Raw genomic sequence first — 13,813 nt, forward strand, 5'->3', positions numbered from 1 at the left:
TTCAGTATGGTGGCAGCGCCAGGCGAAAACATGCGCGTCAATGGGGACCGTCTCTGGGACAGTCTCATGGACATGGCGAAGATCGGCCCGGGAATTGCCGGCGGCAACAACCGCCAGACGCTGACGGATTCCGATGCCGAGGGCCGCAACCTCTTCAAGACATGGTGCGAAGACGCCGGCATGACGCTCGGCGTCGACAAGATGGGCACGATGTTCGCGACCCGCCCCGGTACCGATCCGAACGCCCTTCCCGTCTATGTCGGCTCGCATCTCGATACCCAGCCGACCGGCGGCAAATATGACGGCGTGCTCGGCGTGCTCGGCGCCCTCGAAGTCGTCAGAACCATGAACGACCTCGGCATCAAGACCAAGCACCCCATTGTCGTCACCAACTGGACCAACGAGGAAGGCGCCCGCTTCGCGCCTGCCATGCTGGCCTCCGGCGTCTTCGCCGGCGCGCACAGCCTGGACTTCGCCTACAATCGCAAGGATCCCGAAGGCAATCTCTTCGGTGACGAGCTGAAGCGCATCGGCTGGGTCGGCGACGAGGAAGTCGGCGCCCGCAAGATGCACGCCTATTTCGAATATCACATCGAGCAGGGCCCAATCCTCGAAGCCGAAAACAAGCAGATCGGCGTCGTTACCCACTGTCAGGGCCTGTGGTGGCTGGAATTCACGCTGACCGGCAAGGAAGCCCATACCGGCTCAACTCCGATGAACATGCGCGTCAATGCCGGCCTTGCGATGTCGCGCATTCTGGAAATGGTCCAGGGTGTCGCCATGGGCGAACAGCCAGGCGCCGTCGGCGGCGTTGGCCAGGTCTTCTTCTCGCCGAATTCCCGCAACGTGCTGCCGGGCAAGGTCGTCTTCACCGTCGACATCCGCTCGCCCGACAAGGCCAAGCTCGACCGCATGCGGGCAAAGATCGAGGCCGAAGCGCCCAAGATCTGCGACGCGTTGGGAGTGGGCTGTTCCATCGAGGCGATCGGCCATTTCGAGCCCGTCACCTTCGACGAGAAACTCGTCACCTCGGTCCGCTCCGCCGCCGACCGCCTCGGCTACAGCCACATGAACATCATCTCCGGCGCCGGCCATGACGCCTGCTGGGCCGCCAAGGTCGCCCCTGCCACTATGGTCATGTGCCCCTGCGTCGGTGGTCTCTCGCACAACGAAGCGGAAGACATTTCCAAGGAATGGGCAACGGCGGGCGCCGATGTGCTGTTCCATGCGGTGGTCGAGACGGCGGAGACAGTGTCGTGATCACGGATCCGGACGCAGATCTGGACAGCATGAGCCACCCTGATCTGTTATCGGCGGCACGAGCCATGCGCCACGCGATCCGCATTCACCGCGATACGTCGGGCCATGAACTCTGTTGGCATCATCCCGATCTGTGGGCGCTTCTGCCTGATACGCCGACCGGCGGTCAGATCGTGCCCGATTGGCCTCAATTTATGCGCGGCTGCATCCGCTACCGCCAGTCATTGGATAACCAGCTTGCGCAGGCACCGCGCAGCGACAGGGAGTTCGGAGAATGAGCACAGTCATCAAGAACGGCACCATCGTCACCGCCGACCTCACCTATAAGGCTGACGTCAAGATCGACGGCGGCAAGATCGTCGAGATTGGGCAGAACCTTTCGGGCACCGAAACGCTCGACGCGACAGGCTGCTACATCATGCCCGGCGGCATCGATCCGCATACCCATCTGGAAATGCCCTTCATGGGCACCTATTCCTCCGACGATTTCGAGAGCGGCACGCGCGCTGCCCTTTCCGGCGGCACGACCATGGTCGTCGATTTCGCCCTTCCCTCGCCCGGCCAGTCGCTGCTCGAGGCGCTGACCATGTGGGACAACAAGTCGACCCGTGCCAATTGCGACTATTCCTTCCACATGGCAATCACCTGGTGGGGCGAGCAGGTCTTCAACGAAATGAAGACGATCGTTGAGGACAAGGGCATCAACACCTTCAAGCACTTCATGGCCTATAAGGGCGCGCTGATGGTGAATGACGACGAGATGTTCGCCTCCTTCCAGCGTTGCGCCGAGCTTGGCGCTCTGCCGCTCGTCCATGCCGAAAACGGCGATGTCGTCGCCTCCCTTTCCGCCAAGCTGCTGTCCGAAGGCAATAACGGGCCCGAGGCGCATGCCTATTCGCGCCCGGCCGAAGTCGAGGGCGAGGCAACCAACCGCGCCATCATGATCGCCGACATGGCCGGCTGCCCTGTCTATATCGTCCACACCTCTTGCGAACAGGCGCATGAAGCGATCCGCCGCGCCCGTCAGAAGGGCATCCGCGCCTATGGCGAGCCGCTGATCCAGCACCTGACCCTCGACGAGTCAGAATATTTCGACAAGGATTGGGATCATGCCGCCCGCCGCGTCATGTCCCCGCCCTTCCGCAACAAGCAGCATCAGGACAGCCTCTGGGCCGGCCTTGCCTCCGGTTCGCTGCAGGTCGTGGCGACCGACCATTGCGCCTTCACCACGGCGCAGAAGCGATTCGGCGTTGGCGATTTCACCAAGATCCCGAACGGCACCGGCGGCCTCGAAGACCGCATGCCGATGCTCTGGACCTATGGCGTCAATACGGGTCGCCTGACGATGAACGAATTCGTCGCCGTCACCTCGACCAACATTGCCAAGATCCTCAACATCTACCCGAAGAAGGGCGCGATCCTCGTCGGCGCCGATGCCGATCTCGTCGTCTGGGATCCGAAGCGCTCCAAGACCATTACGTCGAAGAGCCAGCAGTCGGCGATCGATTACAACGTCTTCGAAGGCAAGGAAGTCACCGGCCTGCCGCGCTATACCCTGACACGTGGCGTCGTGGCGATCGAGGAAGGGACTGTCAAAACCCGCTCCGGCCATGGCGAATTCGTCAAGCGCGAGCCGGTCACCGCCGTCAGCAAGGCGCTGTCGACCTGGAAGGAGATCACCGCTCCCCGCAAGGTCGAACGCACGGGCATCCCGGCGAGCGGGGTGTGACACACATGCGCGGCCATCTGCTTCTGACGATCGTTTCCCTGGCCGCGCTTTCCACCGCGGCGAATGCCGACACGCTGCCCATCAAGGGCAGCTACGGCAACAAGGATGGCTGCGCCTACGCCAAGAGCGGCGAAAGCACAGGTTCCGACAACTTCTTTCTGCTGACTTCCGAGGGCATCACCACGGCGGCCTCTTACTGCGAAATCAAGAAAGTCCTGAAGACCGAAGGCAAGGACTTCACCGCCACGGTCGCTTGCCAGGCGGAGGGCGAAGAGAGCAGCAACGACGACACCGTCAAGATCACATCAGGGCCTAAAGGCTATACGATCGGGTTCGTGGCTGATGCCGCAATCAAGTGGGGGCCGCTGCCGCTATGCAAATAGCCTCACGCCGGCACCCGCGCATCCAGCTCCGGCAGCAGGATCACGCTTTCCTGCTCGTTCGGATCGGTGCGGGCAATGATCGCCGTGCATGGCGTGCTGCTCAAGTTGGCCGGCAAATGCGGGACGCCCGCCGGGATGTAGAAAAGCTCGCCGGCATGCACGACAATGTGGTTCTCGAGCTGGTCGCCATACCAGGTATGCGCCTCACCGGAGAGCATGTAGATCGCCGTTTCATGCGCCTCATGCAGATGCGCCTTGGCGCGCACGCCGGGCGGGATCGTCAGAAGATGCATGCAGATGCCCTTCGCGCCCACGGTCTCGGCCGCAATACCCTCGAAATAGCTGAGCCCCTGCTTGCCGTCATAGGTGTGGTTGGGGCGAACAATGTGGCAGGTGGGCTTTGATTTTGCGTCCATCCTCATCCTCCAAGGACTGTGCTGTCGGTAAGACCGGCGGCAATGATATCATGGAAAATCGCGCCGGCGCGGCGAAAACAAGACTGGTTTATTGATGCAAGCACCCTCCGTCGTATCCGCCAAGGATCTCTGTCTCAGCTACCAGACGAATGACGGCGCGGTGCACGCGCTTGCTGATGTCAATCTCGATATCCGCAGGGGCGAGTTCGTCTCCTTCATCGGCCCTTCCGGCTGCGGCAAGACGACCTTCTTGCGCGTCATCGCCGATCTCGAGCGCAAGACCTCCGGCGACATCGCCATCAACGGCATGACACCGGATGAGGCCCGCAAGGCCCGCGCCTATGGCTACGTCTTCCAGGCGCCGGCACTTTATCCGTGGCGCACAATCGAGAAGAACATCGCCCTGCCACTGGAGATCATGGGTTATTCGAAACCGGAACAGAAGAAGCGCATTGATGGGGCGCTCGACCTCGTCGAACTCTCCGGCTTCGAGAAGAAATTTCCCTGGCAGCTCTCAGGCGGCATGCAGCAGCGTGCCTCGATCGCCCGCGCGCTCGCCTTCGACGCCGATCTGCTCTTGATGGACGAACCCTTCGGCGCCCTCGATGAAATCGTCCGCGATCACCTGAATGCGGCGCTTCTGAAACTGTGGTCGCGCACCAACAAGACGATCTGCTTCGTCACCCATTCCATTCCGGAAGCCGTCTACCTCTCCACCAAGATCGTCGTCATGTCGCCACGCCCGGGCCGCGTGACCGATATTATCGACTCGACACTGCCGAAGGAACGACCGCTCGACATCCGCGAGACACCGGAATTCCTGGAAATCGCCCACCGCGTCCGCGAAGGGCTGAGGGCGGGGCACAGTTATGAGTAAGCGCATACGCGGAATTTCGAGGGAGGCCGCATGAAACCCGACACCCTCAAGGACAAGATCGTCCCCGTCCTCACCATCCTGCTGGTGCTGATCGCCGTCTGGTATGTCGCCGCGGTCTTCCTCAACGCGCCGTTCCAGCGCGATATGGACACGCGCAATAACGTCACCTCGACGACGACGGAATTCATCGGCAGGGCACTCTCCCAGCCGAAGCCCATCCTGCCGGCGCCGCATCAGGTGGCGCAGAACGTCTTCGAAAACACCTTCCTACGAAAGCTCTCCAGCAATCGCAGCCTCGTCTACCACGCAGGCGTCACCCTCTCTTCCACCGCGCTCGGCTTTGCGCTCGGTACGCTGCTTGGCATCGTGATCGCTGTCGGCATCATCCATATCAAGGCGCTCGATCGCAGCCTGATGCCGTGGATCATCGCATCCCAAACCGTGCCGATCCTGGCAATCGCACCGATGGTCATCGTCGTGCTCGGCTCGATCAATATTACCGGCCTCATCCCGAAGGCGCTGATCTCCACCTACCTCTCCTTCTTCCCGGTCACGGTCGGCATGGTGAAGGGGCTGCGCTCGCCCGAGGTCATGCATCTCGATCTGATGCGCACCTATAATGCCACGGCCGCACAAACCTTTTGGAAGCTGCGCGTGCCCGCCTCCATCCCCTTCCTCTTCACCTCGATGAAGGTGGCGATCGCCGCAAGCCTCGTCGGCGCTATCGTCGGCGAGCTGCCGACCGGCGCCGTCGCCGGTATCGGCTCCAAGCTGCTTGCCGGCTCCTATTACAGCCAGACGATCGATATCTGGGCAGCGCTGGTCGCCGGCTCGGTCCTTGCCGCAATCCTTGTCGCGATCGTTGGCCTCGTCGCGAAGATCGTTGACCGCGCCATGGGCGGGAGGCCGGCATGAAGCAAGTCGTGCTTTCCTGGCAGGGCCTAATCGCCCTCCTCTGCGTGGCAGGCGCAATGGTCATGTTGCCTGTCTTTGGGGCCGGTGCCACACAGCCTCCATCCGCAGGAACTGTCATCCTGATCGCTCTGCTTGCGATCGTCGCGGCACTGATCTCCTTCACACCCCTATCCACATCGCTTGTCGCAACCGCCCTCTTCGTGGGCGCTCACGGGGCGGCATGGCTGCTGCTCGGTACGCTTTCGGGCAATGAAGGCTTCGCCGGCACCTCCTTCTTCCTGCTGCTGGCCGCCTGCTGGCTGCTTGCCTGGCGCTGCGTCACCGAGCTTTCGGAACTCAAGCCGACAACACCGTCCGGCCAGTGGCTGCTAAGGCTGCTAATCCCGGCAATCTTCGGCGCCTGGATCCTCATCATCTGGGAAACGATCACGCGCGGCGCCGGTGTCCCTTTCGTGCTGCTGCCGCCGCCGTCCGCGATCGGCGCACGCATCATAGGCTCCCTGCCGATTCTCGGCGAAGATATCAGGCAGACGATCTTCAAGGCCGTTCTGATCGGTTACGCCATCGGCTGCGTCAGCGGCTTCGTCGTCGCCATCCTCGCCGACCGTTTCGCCTTTCTGCGCCGCGGCCTGCTGCCGATCGGCAATTTAGTTTCGGCCCTGCCGATGATCGGCGTGGCACCAATCATGGTCATGTGGTTCGGCTTCGACTGGCCGTCGAAGGCTGCCGTCGTCATCATCATGACCTTCTTCCCGATGCTGGTGAACACCGTTGCGGGGCTTGCCGCCTCCGGCAACATGGAGCGCGACCTGATGCGCACCTATGCATCGAACTACTGGCAGACGCTGGTCAAGCTCAGGCTTCCCGCCGCAATGCCCTTCATTTTCAATGCACTGAAGATCAACTCGACGCTGGCTCTGATTGGTGCCATCGTTGCGGAATTCTTCGGAACGCCGATCGTCGGCATGGGCTTCCGCATCTCCACGGAGATCGGCCGCATGAATGTCGACATGGTCTGGGCCGAGATCGCCGTCGCGGCGCTTGCAGGCTCGATCTTCTATGGTGTCGTCGCCCTTGCCGAGAGGGCGGTGACGTTCTGGCATCCGTCTATCCGTGGTGGTTAGACGTGCCCCGGCCCCGCACTAGGGCCTGGGCATAACTTCAGAGGGAACAAGAAAATGAAAAAATTAATGGTTGCAATGATGGCGAGCGCTATGTCGCTTGCCGCCGCCCACGCGATGGCAGCCGACAAGGTGGCGCTCCAGTTGAAGTGGGTCACCCAGTCGCAATTCGCCGGCTACTACGTCGCCAAGGACAAGGGCTACTATGAAGAAGAAGGCCTCGACGTCGATATCAAGCCAGGCGGCCCCGATATCGCTCCCGAGCAGGTGATCGCCGGCGGCGGCGCCGATGTGATCGTCGACTGGATGGGTGGTGCGCTGGTTGCTCGCGAAAAGGGCGTTCCGCTGGTCAACATCGCCCAGCCCTATCAAAAGTCGGGCATGGAAATGATCTGCCGCAAGGACGGCCCGGTCAAGACCGAAGCCGATTTCAAGGGCCACACACTTGGCGTCTGGTTCTTCGGCAACGAATATCCCTTCTTCGCCTGGATGAGCAAGCTCGGCCTCAAGACCGACGGCGGCCCTGATGGTGTGACGGTACTCAAGCAGAGCTTCGACGTTCAGCCGCTGTTGCAGAAGCAGGCCGATTGCATCTCCGTCATGACCTATAACGAATACTGGCAGGCGATCGATGCCGGCCTGAAGCCGGAAGATCTCACCGTCTTCAACTACACCGCCATGGGCAACGACCTCTTGGAAGACGGCCTCTATGCTTCGGAAGAAAAGCTGAAGGATCCGGCCTTCAAGGAAAAGATGGTCAAGTTCGTCCGCGCCTCCATGAAGGGCTGGAAATACGCCATGGAGAACCCGGATGAAGCAGCCGGGATTGTCGTCGACGCCGGCGGCCAGGACGAAAACCACCAGAAGCGCATGATGGGCGAAGTCGCCAAGCTGATCGGTGACGGCACCGGCAAACTCGACACCACGCTCTATGATCGTACGGCGAAGGCCCTGCTCGACCAGAAGATCATCAACAAGGAGCCATCGGGCGCCTGGACCCACGACATCACTGACGCTGCCGCCAAGTAACGGCATAGCGATACCAAAATGCAACGCGCGCGGGAGAATCTCCCGCGCGTTTCTGTTTTTTTGCACTCAATGAAAAAAATCGCCTTGCAACTGTCGCATTTATCAGGCGTCAAACGTCAAGCATATGAGAGCCGATCAATCATCGTCATGTTCACATAACCCTCAGGTGATTGATGAGCCCCGCAATGGTAATTAATATTATCTCATGGGGAATTATTTTCTGCCAGGCTTGCACGTGGAGCAAATCGATACCACGTTCTAGCTGAATTTGCCGGAGAGGGATGACGCGTTCCGGCAGATGAGATGCGGGTAAATACCTCTGAGATTTGGAAGACGGCATTTGCCCGGTTCGCGAGTTGCATGACGACGCGCGAGTCCGGCTGATCCTGTCAAAAGATTGGACGAAGACGCATGGCACGCAAGCCGCACGCATTACTACGCGCCTCCACTTTTCTTGTTGCTGCATTTGCGGCCTCGGCTGTATTTGCGCAGGAACCCAAGGCCACCCAGCCGCAGGCCCAGGCTCTGCAGAACCTGCCGGCAATCGTTGTCACCAAGGCCGTAAACCGCACCCTCGTCGACCGTGTCATCGGCACGGGAACGGTCAAGCCCGTCGAGGAAGTCTATATCCAGCCGCAGGTCGAAGGCCTCTCCATCCGCACCCTGAAGGCCGATGTCGGCGACAAGGTTCAGGCGGAAAGCACGCTGGCGACGCTGAACGATGACGCTCTGGTCTTGACGAAGAGCCAGATGATGGCGACGAAAGCCAAGGGCGAGGCAAGCCTTGCCCAGCTACGCGCCCAGCTCGTCGAGGCTCAGGCCAATGCCGAGCAGGCAAGGCAGCAGCAGGTCCGCGCACAGGAAATGGTCAAGAAGGGTACGGTTTCGACCGCCCAGGTCGAGCAGGCCGATGCAACTGCCGCCGCCGCCAATGCCCGCGTCTCCTCCGCCGAGCAGGCGATCGAGGTCGCCGAAGCCGATCTCAAGGTCTTCGACAGCCAGATCGCCGACGCGGACCTGAAACTGGCGCGCACCGATGTGAAGACACCGGTCGCGGGCATCATTTCGGCCAAGAACGCCAAGGTCGGCGCTATTGCCGCCGGCAACGGCGATCCGCTATTCACCGTCATCCGCGACGGCGACGTCGAACTTGTCGCCGAAGTCGCCGAAAGCGACATCGTCAGGATCATGGCCGGCCAGAAGGCGACGATTTCGCTTTCCGGCAGCCGCGAGAAGCTTTCCGGCGCCGTGCGCCTGGTGTCGCCGACCGTCGATCCGGTCACCCGCCTCGGCCTCGTCCATATCTCTATCGACGATGACAGCAAGGCGCGTTCCGGCATGTATGGCAGCGCCGAGATCATCGTTCGCGAGACGGAGGGCGTATCGCTTCCCCTGACGGCAGTGCTCACCAGCAACGAAGGCTCCTCCGCCCGCAGGGTCGAGGATGGCGTGGTGAAATACGCCAAGGTCGAGACCGGCATCCAGGACGGTGCCTATGTCGAGATCGTCAATGGATTGAAGACCGGCGACGAGGTCGTGGCCAAGGCGGGCGCTTATGTCCGCGACGGTGACCATATCACTCCGGTGCGTGAACAGCCTCCGGCTTCCAACTAAAGAGACCATCCGATGAATTTTTCAGCCTGGTCCATTCGAAATCCCATCGCGCCGCTCCTGGCCTTCTGCCTGCTGGTGTTCATCGGCATGCAGTCCTTCAATTCGCTGCCGATCACGCGCTTTCCAAACATCGACGTGCCGCTCGTTTCGATCAGCGTGACACAGAGCGGCGCCTCGCCGGCCGAACTCGAAATGCAGGTGACGAAGGAGATCGAAGATGCGGTCGCCTCCATCACCGGCATCGACGAGATCCAGTCGACGGTGACCGACGGCAGCTCGCAGACCAACGTCATGTTCCGTATGGAAGTGCCGACCGAACAGGCCGTGCAGGACACCAAGGACGCGATCGACCGTATCCGCAGCGATCTGCCGGCAAACATCGAAGAACCGATTGTCTCCAAGGTCGATGTTGAAGGCCAGGCGATCCAGACTTTCGCCGTATCCTCGCCAGACCTGTCGCTGGAGGAACTCTCCTGGTTCGTTGACGACACGATCAAGCGTTCACTGCAGGGCCAGTCCGGCATCGGCCGCGTCGACCGCTACGGCGGCGCAGAGCGCGAAGTGCGCATCGAACTCACCCCCGGCAAGCTCGATGCATATGGCATCACTGCCGCGAGCGTGAACCAGCAGCTGCGCGGCACCAATGTCGATCTCGGCTCCGGCCGCGGCCAGGTGGCCGGCAGCGAGCAGGCGATCCGCGTTCTCGGCGATGCCCGCAACGTCGCCGAGCTTGCCGACACGACGATTGCTCTGCCGAACGGTCGCTTCGTCAAGCTGTCCGATCTCGGCGTCATCAAGGACACCTACGAGGAGCCGAAATCCTTCTCGCGCTTCAATGATACGCCTGTCGTTACCTTCGGCGTCTTCCGCTCGAAGGGCGCCAGCGAAGTCAGCGTCGCCGAAACCGTGGCGCAGAGCCTCGACAAGGTGCGGGGCGAAAACCCGAACGTAAAGATCGAGTTGATCGACGATTCGGTCTATTTCACCTACGGCAACTACGAAGCCGCCATCCATACGCTGCTCGAAGGTGCTCTCCTCGCCATCATCGTCGTCCTTCTGTTTCTCAGGAACTGGCGTGCGACCCTGATCTCGGCAATCGCGCTACCGCTCTCCGCCATCCCGACCTTCTGGGTCATGGACATGATGGGCTTCTCGCTGAACCTTGTCAGCTTCCTGGCCTTGACGCTTGCGACGGGTATTCTCGTCGACGATGCGATCGTAGAAATCGAAAACATCGCCCGCCATATCAAGATGGGCAAGACGCCCTATCGGGCGGCGATCGAGGCGGCTGACGAAATCGGCCTTGCCGTCATCGCCACCACCTTCACCATCATCGCGGTCTTCGTGCCGGTTTCCTTCATGCCGGGCATTCCGGGCCAGTACTTCATCCAGTTCGGCCTGACCGTCGCCTTCTCTGTTTTCTTCTCGCTGATGGTGGCGCGCCTCATCACCCCGATGATGGCCGCCTATTTGATGCGTGCCGAAGACGGCATGGAAGACCATCACGACAATGACAGCCTGCTGATGAAGGGCTATACGCGCCTGGTGCGGGGCACGACCGGGCACTGGTACACGCGTTACGCGACGCTGCTTGCGGCGATCGGTTTCCTGATCGGTTCTGTCTTCCTGCTGATGCAGGTTCCCGGCAGCTTCCTGCCGCCGGAAGACGCCTCGCGCATCGTTCTCTCCGTCGAACTGCCGCCCAATGCCCGGCTCGACGACACCGAGAAGACGACCGATGCGATCTATGACAGGGTCAAGGACATCAACGGCGTCGAAAGCGTCTTCGTTCTCGGCGGCGCATCGCCGAAGGGCGATCTCGAACTGCGCCGTGCGACGATCACGCTTGCGCTCCACAAGCTCGACCAGTCGCTGGTCAAGAAGGTGGTCAATGATGTGCTCGGCCATATTCCCGTCATCGGCCCGATGCTGCCGAAGGTGGAAGTCCACGGCCGCGAACGTCCGCAATGGGATATCGAAAAGGAAGTCTTCGCCAAGCTGCGCGACATTCCCGACGTCCACATCCTCAAGCTCAACGACCGCGGCGAACGCGACCTGTCCTTCAACTTCCTCTCCAAGAACGAGAAGGACCTGAATGATGCGGTCGGCATTCTGGAATCCAAGCTGCGTGCCGATCCGCTGCTGGCGAATGTCAGCGCCGACGGCGCCCTGCCCCGTCCGGAATTGCAGGTCTACCCGCGCAAGGACGAAGCCGCCCGCCTCGGCATCACGCCGCAGCAGATCTCCGAGACGATCCGTGTCGCCACCATCGGCGATGTGGACGCAGCCCTTGCCAAGATCTCGCTCGACGATCGCCAGATCCCGATCCGGGTTCAGGCAGCACTCGACATGCGCCGTGATCTCGCGGCCATCCGGGCATTGAAGATCCAGACCGCCAGCGGCGGCACCGTTCCGCTCGCAAGCGTCGCCAATATCGATTATTCGGAAGGCGTAAGCTCGATCAAGCGCAACAACCGCTACCGCGTCGTCTCGATCGGCTCCGACCTGCCACAGGGCGTGGCGCTCGACACGGCTTCGGCCCGCTTCCGCCAGATCGTCAACGACGCAAAGATCCCGGCCACCGTGCACCTTGCCGAAAGCGGCGATACCAAGGTGCAGACGGAGATGCAGCAGAGCTTCGTCAACGCCATGCTGATGGGCCTCCTGCTGGTGCTGACGGTGCTGATCCTGCTCTTCAAGGACGTAATCCAGCCCTTCACCATCCTGTTCTCCCTGCCGCTCGCCATCGGCGGCGTGGCGGCGGGCCTGATCGTCACCAGCAATCCGCTGTCGATGCCGGTCATGATCGGCATTCTGATGCTGATGGGTATCGTCACCAAGAACGCCATCCTGCTCGTCGATTTCGCGATCGAGATGCGCCACCAGGGCATGGCTCGTGTCGAGGCCATGGTTGAAGCCGGCCGCAAGCGCGCACGGCCGATCATCATGACCTCGATCGCCATGTCGGCCGGCATGCTGCCTTCCGCGCTCGGCGTCGGCGAAGGCGGTTCATTCCGCGCGCCGATGGCGATCGCGGTGATCGGCGGCATTATCGTCTCGACGGTGCTCTCGCTCGTCGTCGTGCCCTCCTTCTTCCTGATCATGGACGATCTTTCCCGCCTGCTCGGCTGGATCTTCGGCCGCTTGGTCGGCAAGAAGGACAAGGAGGATCTGCCGATGTCGAGCGAAGATCTCACCCGCGTCACCCGCGAGAACCGCAGCGACATCGACTCGCTGGAGGAACGCCTGACCGCGATCGAAAGACCGGAAAGCAAGCGCAAGGTTGGCAACGACACCAACGTGCTGCGCCTGCCGCCCTTCGCGGCCGAATAAGCCTGACGCCATGAAGGAAAAGGCCGGCCATCGACCCGGCCTTTTTATTTTCTAAGCCTTAGCGTGGACGCGGCGGCGCCGTGCTGTCTCTCACGACAAGTTCGAGATCGAGCGCCTCATGATCTTCCGGCAGCGCGTTCTCGAGGATCGCCGTCACCGAGCGCCGTGCGATTTCGGCAAAGGGCTGGGCGACAGTGGTCAGGCGCGGCAGCGAGGTTGCGGCTTCCGGCACACCGTCGAAACCGATAATGGATACGTCCTCCGGCACTTTTAGCCCGCGCTCGGCGAGCCACTGCATGGCAAACAGTGCAACCTTGTCCGACATCGCCAGAATGGCCGTCGGTGGATTGGCAAAGGAGAACAGGGCTTCCATAGCCATGATGGTACTTGGTCTGTCATGCAACGTTCCCTGGATCTGAACGGCTTCGCGAGGGATACCGTATTCCGCCAACGCCTGCCAGTAGCCATGCATGCGCTCACGTGGGGTCGCGTCCATTTCAGGATCGACACGCGCGGGCGCAACCAGCCCGACAAGGCCATCGACATCGCCGATCGATAGGATCGCGATATTCCGGTGCCCGAGCTCCAGCAGATGCCGCGCAGCCGCAGCTCCGCCCGCGACATTGTCGATGCCGATCGCCGGGATCGTCTCATCCTCGATACCGAGCGCCAGCGCGATGAACGGCAGCTGGCGCTGACGGGTGAGTTCCACCAGCCTCTCTCCGCCTTCCACGCAAAGCAGAATGAAGCCGTCGACGAGCGCGCTGTTGATGTTCCAGGCAAGCCGCTCCTCGTTCATCGCCGATACGACGGCAATGCCTGTGCCGCTGGCATCGCAAACTTCACCGATCGCTGTCATCAGCGAACGCGCCCAGGGATCGTCGAAGAAATAGGTGAGCGGTTCGACGGCGGCGACGCCGATCGCGTTCACCCGCCCTGCCCTGAGCAGCCTGCCCTTGACATCAGGCCCACCATAACCGAGCTCGCGTGCGACATTGAGCACCCGCTCTCGAACCTCCTCCCGAACCACGTCTGGACGGCTGAATACGTTCGATGCCGTGCCCTGCGATACGCCTGCCGCCTTGGCGACATCAGCCAGTCTCACATGCCCTTTGCCCAAAGCTACTCCTTGCAGG

At 61.5% G+C, this 13,813-nt stretch carries 12 protein-coding genes; 10 read left to right on the top strand and 2 right to left on the bottom strand.

What is annotated here, in order from left to right; all coding sequences use genetic code 11:
- Nucleotides 1-6: 6 nt before the first annotated feature.
- Genes J2X71_RS23635 through J2X71_RS23650 form a run of 4 tightly spaced genes read left to right on the top strand, consistent with a single transcriptional unit; the run spans nucleotide 7 to nucleotide 3,372 of the window.
- Nucleotides 7-1,260 carry a Zn-dependent hydrolase gene (locus tag J2X71_RS23635; protein WP_310385619.1) on the top strand — a complete coding sequence of 418 codons (1,254 nt, stop codon included), beginning with the start codon at nucleotides 7-9 and terminating at the stop codon, nucleotides 1,258-1,260.
- A complete protein-coding gene (locus J2X71_RS23640; protein WP_310385621.1) occupies nucleotides 1,257-1,538 on the top strand; it encodes a hypothetical protein in 282 nt (93 codons plus the stop codon). Before J2X71_RS23635 ends, J2X71_RS23640 begins: the two co-directional genes overlap by 4 nt.
- The gene (gene hydA / locus J2X71_RS23645) at nucleotides 1,535-2,989 is read left to right on the top strand and encodes a dihydropyrimidinase (RefSeq protein ID WP_310385622.1); all 1,455 of its coding nucleotides are present in this window, start codon (nucleotides 1,535-1,537) and stop codon (nucleotides 2,987-2,989) included. The genes J2X71_RS23640 and hydA overlap by 4 nt, the downstream gene beginning before the upstream one ends.
- Before the next feature lie 5 nt (nucleotides 2,990-2,994).
- Nucleotides 2,995-3,372, top strand: a complete 378-nt coding sequence (locus J2X71_RS23650) for a hypothetical protein (RefSeq protein ID WP_310386177.1) — start codon at nucleotides 2,995-2,997, stop codon at nucleotides 3,370-3,372.
- Between the two features lie 2 nt (nucleotides 3,373-3,374).
- Here the strand turns inward: J2X71_RS23650 and J2X71_RS23655 are convergent, their stop codons facing one another.
- A complete protein-coding gene (locus J2X71_RS23655) occupies nucleotides 3,375-3,788 on the bottom strand; it encodes a cupin domain-containing protein (protein WP_310385623.1) in 414 nt (137 codons plus the stop codon).
- A 94-nt stretch (nucleotides 3,789-3,882) separates the two neighbouring features.
- On the opposite strand from J2X71_RS23655, the gene J2X71_RS23660 reads away from it, so the two are divergent.
- From J2X71_RS23660 to J2X71_RS23685, 6 genes are all read left to right on the top strand, one after another.
- Nucleotides 3,883-4,665 carry an ABC transporter ATP-binding protein gene (locus J2X71_RS23660; protein ID WP_113321661.1) on the top strand — a complete coding sequence of 261 codons (783 nt, stop codon included), beginning with the start codon at nucleotides 3,883-3,885 and terminating at the stop codon, nucleotides 4,663-4,665.
- Nucleotides 4,666-4,695: 30 nt separating this feature from the next.
- Nucleotides 4,696-5,580, top strand: coding sequence for an ABC transporter permease (locus J2X71_RS23665; protein ID WP_310385626.1), 885 nt, complete (start codon nucleotides 4,696-4,698; stop codon nucleotides 5,578-5,580).
- Nucleotides 5,577-6,704 carry an ABC transporter permease gene (locus tag J2X71_RS23670; RefSeq protein ID WP_310385628.1) on the top strand — a complete coding sequence of 376 codons (1,128 nt, stop codon included), beginning with the start codon at nucleotides 5,577-5,579 and terminating at the stop codon, nucleotides 6,702-6,704. Before J2X71_RS23665 ends, J2X71_RS23670 begins: the two co-directional genes overlap by 4 nt.
- A 54-nt stretch (nucleotides 6,705-6,758) precedes the next feature.
- Nucleotides 6,759-7,730 (top strand): ABC transporter substrate-binding protein, encoded by a 972-nt coding sequence (locus J2X71_RS23675; protein WP_113321658.1) that lies wholly within the window; start codon nucleotides 6,759-6,761, stop codon nucleotides 7,728-7,730.
- Between the two features lie 411 nt (nucleotides 7,731-8,141).
- Nucleotides 8,142-9,344, top strand: a complete 1,203-nt coding sequence (locus tag J2X71_RS23680) for an efflux RND transporter periplasmic adaptor subunit (RefSeq protein WP_310385630.1) — start codon at nucleotides 8,142-8,144, stop codon at nucleotides 9,342-9,344.
- A gap of 12 nt (nucleotides 9,345-9,356) precedes the next feature.
- Complete coding sequence (locus J2X71_RS23685; protein ID WP_310385631.1) at nucleotides 9,357-12,677, top strand: efflux RND transporter permease subunit; 3,321 nt, start codon at nucleotides 9,357-9,359, stop codon at nucleotides 12,675-12,677.
- A gap of 58 nt (nucleotides 12,678-12,735) precedes the next feature.
- Here J2X71_RS23685 and J2X71_RS23690 read toward each other — a convergent pair whose 3' ends face one another.
- Complete coding sequence (locus J2X71_RS23690) at nucleotides 12,736-13,797, bottom strand: LacI family DNA-binding transcriptional regulator (RefSeq protein WP_310385633.1); 1,062 nt, start codon at nucleotides 13,795-13,797, stop codon at nucleotides 12,736-12,738.
- Nucleotides 13,798-13,813: the final 16 nt, after the last annotated feature.

Origin of the sequence: Rhizobium sp. 1399 (assembly GCF_031455475.1) — a bacterium.
In the GTDB taxonomy this organism is placed as follows: Bacteria; Pseudomonadota; Alphaproteobacteria; order Rhizobiales; family Rhizobiaceae; genus Rhizobium.